Origin of the sequence: Actinacidiphila acidipaludis (assembly GCF_019890725.1) — a bacterium.
In the GTDB taxonomy this organism is placed as follows: domain Bacteria; phylum Actinomycetota; class Actinomycetes; order Streptomycetales; family Streptomycetaceae; genus Actinacidiphila; species Actinacidiphila acidipaludis.
Window position 1 is genome coordinate 1 of record NZ_JAINZZ010000028.1, and the last position, 16,192, is coordinate 16,192.

Consider the following 16,192-nt stretch of genomic DNA (forward strand, 5'->3'; position numbering starts at 1 on the left):
TGTTCACCGGCCGATCCAAATCGGCCGCTTTCCCTTCCGGTGCATTCCACGAACACGCATACGCATGCCACTGCCGGCCGAACTAGACCGTCATGGTGAATGCGATTACCTGCTGCGGGATGGCTGTCCGGGGACCGACCGGAGTCGGCGCTCACGTCGGACAACTCGGAGGACACTACGGAAGGGATCGGGTGATGTCAACTCTGACCCTGGAGTGCCCCCCTCGGCTAGGATGTGGTCCATGACCACGCATACGTGCAGCACCCAGTGGTGGGCCGCCTAGGGCGGCCCGGGACTCACGCATGCATCCGACGGCCGCCGCCTCAGGCGGCCGTTCTCGTTTCTCCCGGCCGTGAGCGGCGGTGGCCCCCGACAGGGAGAGAACGACGTCATGACACGCATCTTCAGCGGGATCAAGCCGACCGGCCACATGACGCTGGGCAACTACCTGGGCGCGCTGCGGCAGTGGGCGGAGAAGGACCAGCACCGCGCGGACTCCCTCTTCTGCGTGGTGGACCTGCACGCGCTGACCGTCGACCACGACCCGGCGCGCCTGCGCCGGCTCAGCCGGCAGGGCGCGACGCTGCTGCTCGCCGCGGGACTCGATCCCGAGGTCTGTTCGGTGTTCCTGCAGAGCCACGTGGACGAGCACGCGCGTCTGTCGTACGTGATGGAGTGCGTGGCCTCCGACGGCGAGATGCGGCGGATGATCCAGTACAAGGAGAAGTCCGTACGGGCGCAGGCGTCCGGGCAGAGCGTGCGGCTCTCCCTGCTGACGTACCCGGCGCTGATGGCCGCCGACATCCTCATCTACGGCGCCGACGAGGTGCCGGTGGGCGAGGATCAGGCACAGCACGTCGAGCTGACGCGTGACCTGGCCGAGCGCTTCAACCACCGGTACGGCCACACCTTCGTGGTGCCGCGGGCCGTGCTGCCGACCGTCGCCGCCCGGGTGATGGACCTTCAGGACCCCACCGCGAAGATGGGCAAGTCCCACGCGGCGACGGCCGGGATCATCTACCTGCTGGACGAGCCGGACGTGATGGCCAAGAAGATCCGGCGCGCGGTGACCGACAGCCGGGCCGACGTCACGTACGAGCCGGAGGAGCGGCCGGGCGTGGCGAACCTGCTGGAGATCCTGTCCGCCTGCACCGGCAAGGAGCCGGCGGCGCTGGCGGACGGGTACGAGGGCAGCGGTGCGCTCAAGGCCGATGTCGCGGAGGCCGTGGTCGAGCTGCTGCGGCCGCTGCAGGCCCGGCACTCGGAGCTGTGCGCCGACCCCGGGTACGTGGACGGCGTCCTGCGCGAGGGGGCGGCGAGAGCCCGGGCGATCGCCCGGCCGACCGTGGACGCGGCCTACCGGGCGATCGGCCTGCTGCCGCCGGCCTGACGGCGGTCAGGCGCCGGAGGCCAGCTCGCGGCTGCGGTCGCGGGCGGCCTCCAGCGCCGCCAGCAGCGCCGCGCGCACGCCGTGGTTCTCCAGTTCGCGGATGGCGTTGATGGTGGTGCCGGCCGGGGAGGTGACCGCCTCGCGCAGCTTGACGGGGTGCTCGCCGCTGTCCCGGAGCATGACGGCGGCGCCGATCGCGGACTGCACGATGAGGTCGTGGGCCTGAGCCCGGGGCAGTCCGAGCAGGATGCCGGCGTCGGTCATCGCTTCGACCAGGTAGTAGAAGTACGCGGGCCCCGAGCCGGACAGGGCGGTCGCCGCGTCCTGCTGCTTCTCCGGCACCCGCAGGGTCTTGCCGACGGGCTGGAAGATCGCCTCGGTGCGGACGAGGTGCGCCTCGGTGGCGTGGCGTCCAGCGGAGATGACGGACATGCCCTCGTCGACGAGGACCGGGGTGTTCGGCATGACCCGCACGACGGGCATGCCCTCGGCGAGCCGCTCCTCGAAGTAGCTCGTGGGGATGCCGGCGGCCGCGCTGATCACCAGCCGGTCGGCGGCGAGGTGCGGAGCCAGCTCGTCGAGCAGCGCGCCCATGTCCTGCGGCTTGGCGGCCAGGATCAGGGTGTCCGCGGCCTTGGCGGCCTCGGGGTTGCCGACCGCCTCGACGCCGTAGCGGTCGCGCAGTTCCCCGGCGCGTTCGGCACGGCGGGCGGTGACGAGCAGGTCGGCGGGGGCCCAGCCGGCCCGGATCATGCCGGAGAGCAAGGCCTCACCGATCTTGCCGGTGCCGAGGACGGCGACTTTCTGGCTGCGGGACAGGTCGGTCATGGCGGCGGCTCTCCTCGTCGCACCGGAGGGGCTTATTGCCGCCCATCCTTCCAGGTGGCGGTCACGCCGTGCGGCGGCGGAGCGTGGCGGCGCCGAGGGCGAGGGCGAGCAGGGCGCAGCCGGCGACGATCGCGAGGTCGCGGACGAACAGCCCGGTGACCCCGGTGTGGTGGACGACCTGGCTCATGCCGTCGACGGCGTAGGACATCGGCAGCACGTCGGACAGGCCGCCGAGCACCGGCTGCATGGCGCCGCGTGGGACGAACAGGCCGCACAGCAGCAGTTGGGGGAGCAGCACGGCGGGCATGAACTGCACGGCCTGGAACTCGCTGGCGGCGAAGGCGCTCACGAAGAGGCCGAGCGCCGTGCCGAGGAACGCGTCGGCGAGCGCGCCGACCAGCAGCAGCCAGGGCGAGCCGGTGACGTCGAGGCCGAGGAGCAGCACCGACAGGCCGGTGGCCAGCGCCGCCTGCACCACGGCCACCGCGCCGAACGCCAGCGCGTACCCGCCGAGCAGGTCGGCCTTGCCCAGCGGCATGGACATCAGGCGCTCCAGCGTGCCGGAGGTGCGTTCCCGCAGTGTGGCGATGGACGTCACGAGGAACATCGTGATCAGCGGGAAGATGCCGAGCAGGGCGGCGCCGGCGGAGTCGTACGTGCGGGGGCTCGCGTCGAAGACGTACTTGAGCAGCGTGAGCAGGACGCACGGCACGACGAGCATCAGCGCGATCGTGCGCGGGTCGTGGGCGAGCTGGCGCAGGACCCGGCGGGCGGTGGCGAGCTTGCGGGCGGCGTTCATGGCGTGGCCTTCGTACGGAGGGGGGTCACGGCGGCGCCGGCCGTCGCGCGGGCTTCGTCGACGAGGTGGAGGAAGGCGTCCTCGACGGTGGCGGTGCCGGTACGGCGGCGCAGGTCGTCGGGGGTGTCCTCGGCGAGCAGGCGGCCGTCGCGCAGGAGCAGCAGCCGGTGGCAGCGTTCGGCCTCGTCCATGACGTGCGACGAGACCAGGACGGTCACCCCGCGCTCCTCGGCGAGGCGGTGGAACAGCGCCCACAGGTCGCGGCGCAGGACGGGGTCCAGGCCGACGGTCGGCTCGTCCAGCACCAGCAGTTCGGGCTCCCCGAGCAGGGCCACGGCGAGCGAGATCCGGCCGCGCTGGCCCCCGGACAGGCTGCCGGTCAGCGCGTCGGCGTGCGACGTGAGGTCCACGTCGCGCAGCGCCTGCTCGACCGCGGCGGCGCGGGCGCGGGCCGGGGCGCCGAGGACGGCGGCGAAGTAGTCGAGGTTCTGACGTGCCGTCAGGTCGGCGTACACGGACGGCGCCTGCGTCACGTACCCCACGCGGGAGCGGAGTTCGCGGTGGCCCGCGGGGCGCCCGAGCACCGTCAGCTCCCCCGTGACGCGGGCCTGCGCACCGACGATCGCCCGCATCAGGGTGGACTTGCCGCAGCCGCTCGGCCCGAGCAGACCGGTGATGCGGCCGCGCGGCAGCGCGAAGGACAGGTCGTCCAGGACGGGGTGGCCGCCGCGGGTGACGCGCAGGCCTGCGGCCTGGACGGCGGAGGCATTATTCATCATGCGATGAATAAACACCGGCGGAGGCGTGGCGTCAAGGGTCGCGGGAGTGGGGCGGCCCGGGGTGCGACCGGGCGGGGCCCGTACCCGGATTCCACGCGGTGGCGGGTGGGGGGATCGTCAGGGTCATCCCCTATGGCCTTTCGTTCCCCCGCGACGGACCGTTGGCGGTATGAGGCGTTCATCCCGTGAAATCGCTGTGTCGGGCGCGGAGAAGCGGCAGTTGGCCGTGGCCTCGGCGACCCTCGGACCCTGGCGGCCGGCCGCCGTCGTCGGCGCGCTCGGCGGCGGGGTCTCGCTGGCCCTGCACCTGGTCACCGGGCATTTCGGGCTCGGCATCCTGAGCGGGGCGCTCTCGGTGGCCGCGCTGCTCTTCTTCTGCGTCGGCGGGGCGGGGGCGGTGCTGGGGTACTCGTCGCGTGGGCACGCGGGGCGCGACCGGCGGATTCTCCGCTGGGCGCGGGAGCATCCCTGGCGGGTCGCCGCGGTGCCGGCGGCGGGCATGTTCTTCTTCGACCTTGTCGTGCGGCAGGTGCTGACCAGTCAGGGCGTCTTCGGCTCGGTGTGGACAGGGTTGTGGCAGGGGGCGGTGGTGGCTGCGGTGGTGGGGGGCGTCGGCTCCGTTGCTGCGGGACGTCGCGGGTAGCCTCCGGCTCGGTGTCCGCCCGGGTACGCCCGGGTTCCCCGAGTGCCCTCACTTTCCGGGGTGCTCCTGGGCCGCCGTTCCCGTCCTCCGCCCGGTGGCTGTCCGCATCTCTCCCCCGCGCGACAAGCCACAGCGAACCGGAGGACGGGAACGGCGGCCCGGGGGCACCCCCGAAGCCGTACCGCATACCGGGCTGGAAGCCAGGCTCAGGGGGTGCGGCGCGCCCGGGCGGAGGGGGTGAGCTGGGCCTCGTACGCGGCGCGAGCCACCCCTTCCCCGGGCGCTTCCACCAAGCTCCGCAGGAAGTAGGCGAGCAACGCCCCGACGAACCCGACGGCGTACAGTCCGCGCGAGCTGTCCACGTCGCCGCGCGCCGCCCCCGTGAGGGACTGCCACGTCCGCTGGAACGCCAGCGCGCTGCACACCGCGAATCCGGCCACGGCCAGCACCATCACCAGGGTGTTCAGCTTGGCGTCGGCCAGCCCCTGGAAGCCGAAACGCAGGACGAACGCGCCGGCGAGCGCGGCGGCCAGCGATCCCGCGGCGACGGCGACGCGGCGCCCGCGGTACCCCGCGTCGTGCTCCACCCAGCTCGTGCCGAAGAACCTGATCGGGTCCGGCTGCGGCCCGGTGGTCCTGCGGTCGCCGCGCGGGGCGGACCCAGCGGCACGGGTGGCCTTGGCGGTGGGGGTGGTCGATTCGCTCACGCCATCGATTATGACGTAAGGCCCGGGAATGTCCTGGATCACCCGATCGCCCGTTCTGTGACGCTGATCGCAGCGCCCGGGAGCGCCACCCCTCGTCCTGTGGGTCGATGACCAGTGCGAAAACCGTGGCTACGCTCGGGTCATGTCCGCGCCGTACGCTCCGTGCCAGCGCCCCTCGCGGGTCAGGCACCAGCCGACGCACCTTCGGCCCACACCCGGCGGAGGCCCGCGCAACGGGTCCGGCAACGCTTCCGGACCGACGGCCCTGGTGGCCGGCACCCGGCGCCGCGAGCCGTCGCCGTGACGATCCGCGTCGTCCTCGCCGACGACCAGCCGCTGGTGCGAGCCGGGCTGCGTGCCCTCATCGCCGACGCACCCGGCATCGAGGTCGCCGGGGAGGCCGGTACCGGGCGCGAGGCGGTGACACTGACCCGTGAGACCCGCCCGGACGTGGTCCTGATGGATCTGCGTCTGCCCGACCTCGACGGCGTCGAGGCCACCCGCATCATCACCGGTGAACCGGGCGCCGACGGCGTGCGCGTCCTCGTGCTGAGCACGGTCGGCGACGGCCACCAGGTGTACGCGGCGCTGCGCGCGGGGGCGAGCGGCTTCGTGGTCACGAACGGGCCGGCCGACGACGTCCTGACCGCGATCCGTGTGGTCGCCGCGGGCGACGCCCTGGTCGCGCCCTCCGTCACCCGCCGCCTCGTCGCCGGCCTCGCCGTCCGCCTCGAACCGTCCCCCGCCGCCCGCGCGTCGACCGGCTCCCTCACCGAGCGGGAGCGCGCCGTCCTGATCCTCGTCGGCCACGGCCTGTCCGACGCCGAGATCGCCGCCGAGCTGAACATCAGCCTCTCCGCGACCCGGACCGAGGTGACCCGGCTGACCGTCCTGCTCGCCGCCCGCGACCGGGTCCACCTGCTGATCACCGCCCACGAAGCCGCCCTCGTCCCCCGCCCCGCCTAAGGCGTCCACACGGGCAGCCCGTTCTCTCGACCAGGTGACATCGCGAAGTCCTATGCGCTGAGGGGGACGCGCCACGACGTGCACCCGGTGGCGGCGCGGGGCCGACACACCCGGACGGGGGAGGGTCACGTTCATTCGTCGTCGTTGGCGATCTTCTGGGCGGCATGCCCACCCGACCCGCTCCCCCTTCCTCGCCTTCTCGGCCCTCACGGTCTCACCGCGCGCTCCGCCACCGTGCCAGTGGACCTCACGATCTCCTCCGCCCCCGCCCTGGGCCCCCGGGCCCGACCCCCACCACCAGTTGTCCGCCCAACGGCGGGCCCACCTGGAAGCCGACCTTCCGTGCACGACGTATTGACGACCTACTGACCGGTCAGTAAGTTCCGCGCAGCGTCGAGGCCCTCCTCCGCGCGGCATCGCGCGGACGACGCCCCCCACGTCTGACGTCAAGGGAGATTCAGATGTCGATGCGCGTTCTCGTCCGCGGTCTGGCGGCCATCGCCGCCGCCGCGGGCACCGCCGCTCTCGGGCTCACCGCGCCCCCCGCCCACGCCGCGAGTCCCGTGCCGTACGTCGCCCTCGGCGACAGCTACAGCGCGGGCTCGGGCATCCTGCCGCTGGACCCCGACGCGTCGCCGCTGTGCGCGCGTTCGACGGCCGACTACCCGCATGTGATCGCCGCGCGCACCGGCGCGCAGCTCACCGACGTCACCTGCGGCGGCGCGGAGACCAAGGACTTCACCGGTTCGCAGTACCCCGGAGTCGGGCCGCAGATCGACGCGTTGAGCGGCAGCACCAAGCTCGTGACGATGACCATCGGCGGCAACGACAACAACACCTTCATCGACGCGATCCTGGCGTGCGGTTCCGCCGGCGCCGCCACGCTCGGCCTCGGCCACCCGTGCGCGTCCCTGTACGGCAGCAGCTTCGACGACACCATCGACTCCAGCACGTACCCGGCTCTGGTCGGCGCGCTCGCCGCGGTGCGCGCCAAGGCGCCCAACGCCCGTGTGGCGATCCTCGGTTACCCGTGGATCCTGCCGGCCACCGCCGACCCGTCGTGCTTCGCGAAGATGCCGATCGCGTCCGGCGACGTGCCGTACCTGCGGGACCTGCAGACGCACCTCAACTCCGCGGTGCGCAGGGCCGCCGCGGCGACGGGCGCCACGTACGTCGACCTGTCCGCGGCCTCCGAGGGCCACGACGCGTGCCAGGCCGTCGGCACCCGGTGGATCGAACCGGTGCTGTTCGGCACCAACTTCGTGCCCGTGCACCCCAACGCGATGGGCGAGTCGCAGATGGCCGGCCGGGCGATCGCGGCGCTCGGTCTCTGACCAGAGCGACGAGGGTGCCCCGCCGTTCCCGTGGGACGGCGGGGCACCCTCGTGGAGCTCCGGGGCGTTCGCGGAGTCAGCCGCCGAGCTTGCTCACGTCGCGCACCGCGCCCTTGTCCGCGCTGGTGGCCATCGCCGCGTACGCGCGAAGCGCCGTGGAGACCTTGCGGTCGCGGGGCGCCTTCGGCGCGTAGACGCCGCCGAGCTCCTCACGGCGGGCGGCCAGTTCCTCGTCGGAGACCAGGAGGTCCATCGAGCGCGCCGGGATGTCGATGCGGATCCGGTCGCCGTCCCGCACCAGGGCGATGGTGCCGCCGGACGCCGCCTCGGGTGAGGCGTGGCCGATCGACAGGCCCGACGTGCCGCCGGAGAAGCGGCCGTCGGTGATCAGCGCGCAGGACTTCCCGAGGCCGCGGCCCTTGAGGTACGAGGTCGGGTAGAGCATCTCCTGCATACCCGGGCCGCCGCGCGGGCCCTCGTAGCGGATGACGACGACGTCGCCGGGGGTGATCTCCTTGCGGAGGATCTTCTCGACGGCCTCCTCCTGGGACTCGCAGACCACCGCCGGGCCCTCGAACGTCCAGATGGACTCGTCGACGCCCGCGGTCTTCACGACCGCGCCGTCCACCGCGAGGTTGCCGCGCAGCACCGCGAGGCCGCCGTCCTGGGAGTAGGCGTGCTCGACGTCGCGGATGCAGCCGCCCGCCGCGTCGGTGTCCAGCGTCTCCCACCGCTCGGACTGCGAGAACGCCTCGGCCGAGCGGACGCAGCCGGGGGCGGCGTGCCACAGCTCGACGGCCTCGGGCGTCGGGGTGCCGCCGCGCACGTCCCAGGTCTCCAGCCACTCCTTGATCGAGCGGGAGTGGACGGTGTGCACGTCCTCGTTGAGCAGGCCGCCGCGGTAGAGCTCACCGAGGATCGCCGGGATGCCGCCGGCCCGGTGCACGTCCTCCATGTAGTAGGTGCCGCCGGGCGCGACGTTCGGCGCGACCTTGGCCAGGCACGGCACCCGGCGCGAGACCGCGTCGATGTCGGACAGGCCGTAGTCCAGCTCGGCCTCCTGGGCTGCGGCGAGCAGGTGCAGGATCGTGTTGGTCGAGCCGCCCATGGCGATGTCGAGGGCCATGGCGTTCTCGAAGGCCGCCGGGGTGGCGATGGCGCGCGGCAGCACGGACGCGTCGTCCTGCTCGTAGTAGCGCCGGGTCAGCTCGACGACGGTCCGGCCGGCGTTCTCGTACAGCGCCTTGCGGGCGGTGTGGGTGGCCAGCACCGAGCCGTTGCCGGGCAGGGACAGGCCGATCGCCTCGGTCAGGCAGTTCATCGAGTTGGCGGTGAACATGCCGGAACACGAGCCGCAGGTCGGGCAGGCGTTCTCCTCGATGCGCAGGATGTCCTCGTCCGAGACACTCTCGTTGACCGCGTCGGAGATCGCGTTGATCAGGTCGAGCTTGCGGACGGTGCCGTCCACGAGGGTCGCCCGGCCGGCCTCCATCGGGCCGCCGGAGACGAAGACCGTGGGGATGTTCAGCCGCAGCGCGGCCATCAGCATGCCCGGGGTGATCTTGTCGCAGTTGGAGATGCAGATCAGCGCGTCCGCGCAGTGCGCCTCGACCATGTACTCGACGGAGTCGGCGATCAGGTCGCGGGAGGGCAGCGAGTAGAGCATGCCGCCGTGGCCCATGGCGATGCCGTCGTCGACCGCGATGGTGTTGAACTCGCGCGGCACGGCGCCGGCCGCCTTGATGGCCTCGGACACGATGCGGCCGACGGGCTGGAGGTGGGTGTGGCCGGGTACGAACTCGGTGAAACTGTTGGCGACCGCGACGATCGGCTTGCCGATGTCGGCGTTGGCGACGCCGGAGGCGCGCATCAGCGCGCGGGCGCCCGCCATGTTGCGGCCGTGGGTGACCGTACGTGACCTCAGCTCGGGCACGGTGTCCACTCCTTGGTTCACTCGAGCGCGTACGAGAAGGCGATGGTGCTCACGCCTGGGCTCCGAGCGTACGCCCGTCGCCCAGGATCCGGACAACCCGTCCGGATCGCGGGATCCGTGTCCCGCCGCGCGCTGCCGCGCGGCGCGAGGTGAGCGCCCGGGGGCGGCGCCGGCGGGCCGACCGCCGTCAGGGCCCGACGTCGGGATCGGTGAGGTAGCGCTGCAGCGTCGGCGCGACCATCGCCACCAGCCGCTCGGGGTCCGCCGAGGCGATCGGCTCCACCTTGACCACGTGCCGCAGCATGATGATGCCGACGAGCTGGGCCGCCGCGAGCTGCGCCCGGTACTCCGGGTCCGGCACGTCCAGCTCGCCCGCGACCCGGGCCAGCAGCGTGCGGCTGACCAGACCGCGCAGCACCGCCGCGGCCGTGTCGTTCGTCACCGCCGACCGCACGACCGCCAGCAGCGGCTCGCGGGTCGCCGGGTTCTCCCAGATCCGCAGCATGAAGCGGGCCGCCCGCTCGCCCATGCCCCCGGCGTCGCCGCCCGCCATCGCCTGCGGCATGTCCTGGGCCGGCGCGAACGAGATCTCGATCGCGGCCGCGAAGACCTGCTCCTTGGTCCCGAAGTAGTGGTGCACCAGCGCCGCGTCCACCCCGGCGGCCTTGCCGATGGACCGGACCGAGGTGCGGTCGTAGCCGCGCGCCGAGAACTCCTCGCGGGCCGCGGCCAGGATCCGCTCCCGGGTGTCGCCCGACGCCGGGCCCGCCGGACGGCCGCGGCGCCGCGTGGGCGTCACCGCCGGCCCACGCCCGCGGCCGCCGCCAGGTGCAGCCGCGTGAAGGCCAGCGCCTCGGCCAGGTCGGCCTCCCGTTCGGCCGCCGACATCGCCCGGCGGGTGTTGACCTCGATCACCACGTGACCCGAGAAACCGGTGACCGCCAGGGACTCCAGCAGTTCCGCGCACGGCTGGCCACCGCGTCCCGGCACCAGGTGCTCGTCCTTGGCCGAGCCGCTGCCGTCGGCCAGGTGCACGTGCGCCAGCCGGTCGCCCATCCGCCGCACCATGTCCATCGCGGCGACCCGCGAGGTGGCCGCGTGCGACAGGTCCACGGTGAAGTGGCGGTAGTCCTCCTTGCTGACGTCCCAGTCCGGCGCGTAGGCGAGCATCTCGCGGTCCCGGTAGCGCCACGGGTACATGTTCTCCACCGCGAACCGCACGTCGGTCTCGCCCGCCATCCGCCAGATCCCGCGGACGAAGTCACGGGCGTAGGAGCGCTGCCAGCGGAACGGCGGGTGCACCACCACGGTCGTCGCACCGAGCCGCTCGGCCGCCCGCCGGGCGCGCTGCAGCTTCGCCCAGGGGTCGGTCGACCACACCCGCTGCGTGATGAGCAGGCAGGGCGCGTGCACAGCGAGCACCGGGATGCCGTGGTACTCCGACAGCCGGCGCAGCGCGTCCACGTCCTGGCTGACCGGGTCGGTCCACACCATCACCTCGACGCCGTCGTACCCCAGGCGCGCGGCGATCTCGAAGGCGGTGGCCGTGGACTCCGGATAGACCGACGCCGTGGACAGCGCGACCCGCGCACCGGGCACCGCCACGGGCCGTCCTGCACGGCTCGCGGCGTGATGCGCCTGGGGTCCCTCGGGTTCAGCCACGGGAGCTAGCGTACGGCGACCACCGAGCGTGGCCGGAACGTCACCCGCGCCACGGCGCGAGGGTCGAGCCCGCGCCGCCGTTCCGCGCCGGGGTTCCGGGCGCCTGGACGGGGGTTCCGGGGGCGGACGTGACCGGGCCGGCGGCCGTGTCGGCGACCATCACGTCGAGCTTGCGCAGGATCACGCCCTCGCGCAGCGCCCACGGGCACATGTCCAGCTCGTCGACGCCGAACAGGTCCATCGCGCCCTCGGCGACCAGTGCGCCGGCCAGCAACTGACGGGCCCGGCCCGCCGAGACGCCCGGCAGCTCGGCCCGCTTCTGCGCGCTCATCGCGGCCAGCTTCGGCACCCACGCCTCCAGCGCGGACCTGCGCAGCGTGCGCTGCACGTACAGGCCCTCCGCGCTGCGCGCCGCCCCGGCGATCCGGGCGAGCTGCCGGAACGTCTTGGAGGTGCCCACCGCCAGGTCCGGGGTGCCCAGGCGGGCGAACTCCGCGACGGTACGGGCGATTTCGGCCCGCACCCGGCGGCGCAGGGCCCGCACGTCGTCGGCCGTCGGCGGATCGGCGCGCAGTCCGGTGCTGGTCAGCCGGCCCGCGCCCAGCGGCAGCGACACCGCCGCGTCCGGGTACTCGTCCATGCCGAAGCCGATCTCCAGCGAGCCGCCGCCGATGTCCAGCACCAGCAGCCGGCCGGCCGACCAGCCGAACCAGCGGCGCACCGCGAGGAAGGTGAGCCGCGCCTCGTCCTCACCGGACAGCACGGTCAGCCCGACCCCGGTCTCCTGCTCGACCCGGGCGAGGACCGCCTCGCCGTTGGCCGCCTCGCGGACCGCCGACGTCGCGAACGGCAGCACGTCCTCCACGCCCTTGTCCTCGGCGACGCGCATCGCGTCCGCGACGGTGGCCACCAGCCGGTCCACGCCGGCCTCGCTGATCGCGCCCTGCTCGTCCAGCAGCTCCGCGAGCCGCAGTTCCGCCTTGTGGGAGTAGGCCGGCAACGGGCGCGCGCCGGGGTGCGCGTCCACCACCAGCAGGTGGACGGTGTTGGATCCCACATCGAGCACTCCGAGTCGCATGAGGTGACGCTAGCGCCCCGGACCGCGATCGTGCGCGGGCGGGTTGCGGCATTACACGCATTACGGTCTTACGCTTGGGCGCGTGGCGAAGGTGAAGGGCCGCACGGACGGCCGAGACGAGACAGCGCTGGACTTCCCGCGGGCCTGGGTGGAGTTCGCCGACCCTGCCGACGAGGAACAGGTCTTCCGCTGCGACCTGACCTGGCTCACCTCCCGGTGGACCTGTGTCTTCGGCCACGGCTGCCAGGGGATCGTGGCAGGGCGGGCCGCCGACGGCTGCTGCTCGCTGGGCGCGCACTTCTCCGACGACGACGACGAGAAGCGGGTGGCCGGCCATGTGGCACGGCTCACCCCGGAGACCTGGCAGTTGCACTCCCTGGGCACCGGACGCGACGGCTTCTGGGCCGAGGAGAACGAGGACGGCGAACGGCAGACGCGCGTCGTGGACGGCGCGTGCATCTTCTCCAACCGTCCCGGTTTCGCCGGCGGCCAGGGCTGCGCCCTGCACGCGCTCGCCCTCCGCGAGGGCCGCGAGCCGCTGGAGACCAAGCCCGACGTGTGCTGGCAGCTCCCCATCCGCCGCACCTTCGACTGGGTCGACCGGCCCGACGACACCCGGGTCCTGGTCGTCTCCATCGGTGAGTACGACCGCCGCGGATGGGGGCCGGGCGGGCACGACCTGCACTGGTGGTGCACGTCGGCGGTGTCCGCGCACGGCGGGGGCGAGCCGGTCTACGCCTCGTACCGGGCCGAACTCACCGAACTGATGGGGGCGGCGGCCTACGAGGTGCTGGCCGGCATGTGCGAGGCCCGCCTGGCGGCGGCCCTTCCCCTGGTCGCCCCGCACCCGGCGGACCCGGCGTAGGACCTCGCTCCGGGGCGCCCGGAGGCGGAGGGGCGGGCGGGCGCGGCCCGCCCGCGTTGACGCGCTCTCGTCGACGGCGCCCTCATCGAGGGGCGGCGGCGGGGCTGGGAGTGCGGACGGGCGTGAGGAGCGCCAGGGCGGCGACGAGAAGGCAGCAGATCCCCGCGATCAGGCAGGCCCAGGCGGTGCCGTAGTGCTGGGCGGCCCAGGTGAGGACGGCCGCGCCGACCGGGGCCGCGGAGTAGTGCAGGGTCCAGTGCGCCGAGGTCACCCGCCCGAGGAGATGCTCGGGGGTCACCTCCTGGCGCAGGGACATCGAGCACGTGCCCGCGACGGCCACGCACCCGAGGAACACCGCCGCCAGCGTCGCCGTCGACGTGACGCTGCCCGCCGAACCGACGGCGGCGAGCGCCACTCCGCAGACGGCGACACCGCCGATCCACGCCACGCCGAAGCCCAGCGCGCGGCGGATCATGGCCACCGACAGCGCCCCGGCGACCGTCCCCAGGGCCCCGACGGCGAAGACCGTGCCGACCGCGCCGTCACCCTGACCCAGATCGTGCTTCACGTGGTAGACGATCAGGTCGTTCAGGCCGAGGGTCAGGAAGCTGAAGACCGACAGCAGCGCGGTCAGGGTGCGCAGCACGGGGTGCCGGCCCAGGAAAGCCGCGCCGGCCGCCAACTCCCTCCAGACGCCGGTGCGTTCCGCGCCCTTCTCCGGGCGCGTGGAGCCCCGGAACCGTACGAGGAGCATGCACGCGGCCGAGACCCCGTAGCTCGCCGCGTCCACGCCGACCGCGGCCGCCGCCCCGAACCAGGCCACGACGAAGCCCGCGCACAGCGGCCCGACCACCCCGGCCGCGGCGGCCGTCGCGTTCAGCCGGCCGTTGACCTCGGTGATGCGCTCGGCGGGAACCAGCGACCGCACGGCGGTGACATAGGTGACGGCGAACAGCATCCCGACCGCCTCCGCCAGCGGCAGGACCACGTAGAGCAGCCACAGTTGCGGGCCGACGGCCCACGCCAGGGGGATGAGCGCGTACAGCACCATGCGGACGAGGTCGCTGGCGATGAGCAGCTTCCTACGGTCCAGCCGGTCCACCACGACGCCCGCGAACACCCCGGCCAGCACGGACGCCGCCCCCGCCACAGCCGTCAACAGGCCCATCCGCGCGACGGATCCGGTCGCGTGCAGGACCAGCAGCGGCAACGCGATCAGGGCGAAGGAGTCCCCCACCACCGACAGGGTCTGCGCGACCCAGAAAGCGGCGAAGTCCCGCCCCCACCGTTCACCCTCACCCATCCCACGACACTAACCACACCGCTCATGCCCCCGCGCCCCGTTATTTCCGGCCACCAAGCACCGGCCACTGGCCGCAGACCGCGGACCGCAGCAGACCGCGGACCGCGGGCGGGAGCGGGAGCGGGAGCGGGACGGCACAGGGAGGACGAGCGCTACGACGCCCCGGACGTGCCCGAGTCCGTCGTCGACGCCCCGCCGGAGGGGGTCGCCTCCGTGGGTGAGGACGACGGCTCGCCCGACGTCGGCGGCGGCTCCGACGTCGGCGGCGCGGAGGTCGGGGGGGCCGAGGACGACGGAGGAGCCGACGTCGGGGACGAGGAGACCGGCGGCGGCACCGACCGGGTCGAGGAGCCGTGCAACCGCACCACGGCCCCACCCGGCTGGAAGGAGATCGCCGCGCTCCACGCCCCCGTGGGCTCCAGCGCCCGGTCCACGCGCACGGTGAGAGTGATCGATTCTCCAGGCCGCAGCACCCCGCCGCGTGCCGACAGCTCCAGCCAGTACGCGGACGTCGACGCCGTCCACCGCACCGGCGCGCCCCCGCTCGCGGTGAGGGTGATGTCCGTGCTGCCGGGCGCCGGGCGGGCGGTGACCAGCAGATACGAGGACCCGTCCGTGGGCGCGTTGGAGGAGACGGAGACCGTGGGGGACGCCGGATCCCCGGCGGACGCGGACGGGGAGGCGCCGGAGGCGCTGGGCGCGGGCGCCCCGCCGCGGGAGGTCGGCACGGAGCTGCCGGCCTTCTCGTAGGGGACGCCGTCGAGCCCGTCGCGTTCGCTGACCGCCGACCGCCCGCGGTTCCCGGGCGCCTCGTCGCCGAGCGGGGCGGCCCGGTAGGCGGCCCACAGCGCCAGCACGGGCGCGGCCACCACCGCGGCGACGACGGTCGTGGTGACCGCGCGGTGCCGCAACTGCGCGCGGCGGGCCGCACGGTCCTTGAGGTCGAGCGGGAAGCCGCGCCGGTCGAACCGCGGCGTGCCCTCGCGGGTCCGCCCGATCCCGGCGTCCATGGCGTGCAGCAGCGCCGCGTAGGCGGCCGAGCGCGGCGCCTCCACGAGTCCGAGGACCGCGGACGCTCCGGGCGCCGTCGCACCCGGCCACGGCTCCTGCGCCACGACGCGTTCCGCGGTGCGGCGGCAGACAGCGCACTCGTCGACATGGCGGACGAGTTCGGTGCGCAGCGCCGTGCCGAGCAGCACCCGCGTCTCACCGGCCAGTTGGGCGACCAGCGCGCAGCGCCCGGTGTCGACGACGGCCAGGGCGGTCCTGGTCCGCTCCACCTCGCAGGCCGCGCGCGCCAGCCGGGAACGCGCCGCGTCCGCGTCCAGCCCCAGCACGTGGCCGATCTCGGCGGGCGTGAGCTGGTGGCGGACGGCGAGTTCGAGGGCCTCGCGCTGCTCGGGTGTGGTGCCGGCCGCCTCGGGCCAGGCGAGGGCGGCGAGTTGGGCGCGGCGCTGCTCGGCGACGGTCTCCGAGGCGCGCGGCTGCGGCAGCGCTCCCGCGGCGAGCCTGCGCAGGCAGGCCCAGCGGGCGAGCGCGTACAGCCAGGCCCGTCGCAGCGCCGCGTCGTGCAGACGGGCCCGCTGCCGTTCGGCCAGGGCGAGGGTCTCGCCGACGGCCGCGGAGGCGGCGTCGTGCTCGCACAGGATGGACAGGCAGTACGTGAACAGGCCGTCGAGATACGGCTCGTAGTGCCCGGGCGGCTGCATCGGCAGCGTGCCCTGCGGGCGCCGCTCGCGGTCCCGTTCCGCCGTCCTGGGCCGTCCGGCCGGGGCCCGGTGCCGGCGGTGGGCGCCGGTGGTCTGGGTGGGGGTCTCCTGCCTGCTCATCACCGGCTGACGGTAGGCCCGTCAGGGGCCCGAGTTCAGCAGTCCCGCCTGACGTTAACCCTTATGGGTAATGATC

The 16,192-nt window shown here is 73.8% G+C and carries 15 protein-coding genes; 5 read left to right on the forward strand and 10 right to left on the reverse strand.

What is annotated here, in order from left to right; all coding sequences use genetic code 11:
• The first annotated feature begins 391 nt into the window (after positions 1 to 391).
• Positions 392 to 1,390, forward strand: a complete 999-nt coding sequence (gene trpS / locus K7862_RS21345; protein WP_222964914.1) for a tryptophan--tRNA ligase — start codon at positions 392 to 394, stop codon at positions 1,388 to 1,390.
• A gap of 6 nt (positions 1,391 to 1,396) precedes the next feature.
• Here trpS and proC read toward each other — a convergent pair whose 3' ends face one another.
• From proC to K7862_RS21360, 3 genes are all read right to left on the reverse strand, one after another.
• Positions 1,397 to 2,218 carry a pyrroline-5-carboxylate reductase gene (gene proC, locus K7862_RS21350; protein WP_222964915.1) on the reverse strand — a complete coding sequence of 274 codons (822 nt, stop codon included), beginning with the start codon at positions 2,216 to 2,218 and terminating at the stop codon, positions 1,397 to 1,399.
• 61 nt (positions 2,219 to 2,279) lie between these two features.
• A complete protein-coding gene (locus K7862_RS21355) occupies positions 2,280 to 3,017 on the reverse strand; it encodes an ABC transporter permease (RefSeq protein ID WP_222964916.1) in 738 nt (245 codons plus the stop codon).
• A complete protein-coding gene (locus K7862_RS21360; RefSeq protein WP_222964917.1) occupies positions 3,014 to 3,796 on the reverse strand; it encodes an ABC transporter ATP-binding protein in 783 nt (260 codons plus the stop codon). Before K7862_RS21360 ends, K7862_RS21355 begins: the two co-directional genes overlap by 4 nt.
• 169 nt (positions 3,797 to 3,965) lie before the next feature.
• Between K7862_RS21360 and K7862_RS21365 the strand changes: the two genes are divergently transcribed.
• Positions 3,966 to 4,439: a hypothetical protein gene (locus tag K7862_RS21365; RefSeq protein WP_222964918.1), complete on the forward strand. Its 474-nt coding sequence runs from the start codon at positions 3,966 to 3,968 to the stop codon at positions 4,437 to 4,439.
• A gap of 206 nt (positions 4,440 to 4,645) precedes the next feature.
• On the opposite strand, the gene K7862_RS21370 is transcribed toward K7862_RS21365, so the two are convergent.
• Entirely contained in the window at positions 4,646 to 5,146 is a 501-nt protein-coding gene (locus tag K7862_RS21370) for an EamA/RhaT family transporter (RefSeq protein WP_222964919.1), read from the reverse strand.
• A gap of 300 nt (positions 5,147 to 5,446) precedes the next feature.
• On the opposite strand from K7862_RS21370, the gene K7862_RS21375 reads away from it, so the two are divergent.
• Positions 5,447 to 6,112, forward strand: coding sequence for a response regulator (locus tag K7862_RS21375; protein ID WP_222964920.1), 666 nt, complete (start codon positions 5,447 to 5,449; stop codon positions 6,110 to 6,112).
• Between the two features lie 461 nt (positions 6,113 to 6,573).
• On the forward strand, positions 6,574 to 7,446 hold the full coding sequence (locus K7862_RS21380) for an SGNH/GDSL hydrolase family protein (protein ID WP_222964921.1): 873 nt from the start codon (positions 6,574 to 6,576) through the stop codon (positions 7,444 to 7,446).
• 76 nt (positions 7,447 to 7,522) lie between these two features.
• Here K7862_RS21380 and ilvD read toward each other — a convergent pair whose 3' ends face one another.
• From ilvD to K7862_RS21400, 4 genes are all read right to left on the reverse strand, one after another.
• Positions 7,523 to 9,379 (reverse strand): dihydroxy-acid dehydratase, encoded by a 1,857-nt coding sequence (ilvD, locus tag K7862_RS21385; protein ID WP_222964923.1) that lies wholly within the window; start codon positions 9,377 to 9,379, stop codon positions 7,523 to 7,525.
• Between the two features lie 187 nt (positions 9,380 to 9,566).
• Complete coding sequence (locus tag K7862_RS21390; protein WP_222964925.1) at positions 9,567 to 10,178, reverse strand: TetR/AcrR family transcriptional regulator; 612 nt, start codon at positions 10,176 to 10,178, stop codon at positions 9,567 to 9,569.
• A complete protein-coding gene (locus K7862_RS21395; protein ID WP_372461612.1) occupies positions 10,175 to 11,041 on the reverse strand; it encodes a sugar phosphate isomerase/epimerase family protein in 867 nt (288 codons plus the stop codon). The genes K7862_RS21390 and K7862_RS21395 overlap by 4 nt, the downstream gene beginning before the upstream one ends.
• A gap of 40 nt (positions 11,042 to 11,081) precedes the next feature.
• The gene (locus K7862_RS21400; protein WP_222964927.1) at positions 11,082 to 12,119 is read right to left on the reverse strand and encodes a Ppx/GppA family phosphatase; all 1,038 of its coding nucleotides are present in this window, start codon (positions 12,117 to 12,119) and stop codon (positions 11,082 to 11,084) included.
• Positions 12,120 to 12,201: 82 nt separating this feature from the next.
• On the opposite strand from K7862_RS21400, the gene K7862_RS21405 reads away from it, so the two are divergent.
• Positions 12,202 to 12,984, forward strand: a complete 783-nt coding sequence (locus tag K7862_RS21405; RefSeq protein WP_222964929.1) for a DUF3109 family protein — start codon at positions 12,202 to 12,204, stop codon at positions 12,982 to 12,984.
• An 82-nt stretch (positions 12,985 to 13,066) separates the two neighbouring features.
• Here the strand turns inward: K7862_RS21405 and K7862_RS21410 are convergent, their stop codons facing one another.
• Both K7862_RS21410 and K7862_RS21415 read right to left on the reverse strand, forming a co-directional pair.
• Positions 13,067 to 14,287 carry an MFS transporter gene (locus tag K7862_RS21410; protein ID WP_222964931.1) on the reverse strand — a complete coding sequence of 407 codons (1,221 nt, stop codon included), beginning with the start codon at positions 14,285 to 14,287 and terminating at the stop codon, positions 13,067 to 13,069.
• A 152-nt stretch (positions 14,288 to 14,439) separates the two neighbouring features.
• Positions 14,440 to 16,116 (reverse strand): BACON domain-containing protein, encoded by a 1,677-nt coding sequence (locus K7862_RS21415; RefSeq protein ID WP_262413560.1) that lies wholly within the window; start codon positions 16,114 to 16,116, stop codon positions 14,440 to 14,442.
• Positions 16,117 to 16,192: the final 76 nt, after the last annotated feature.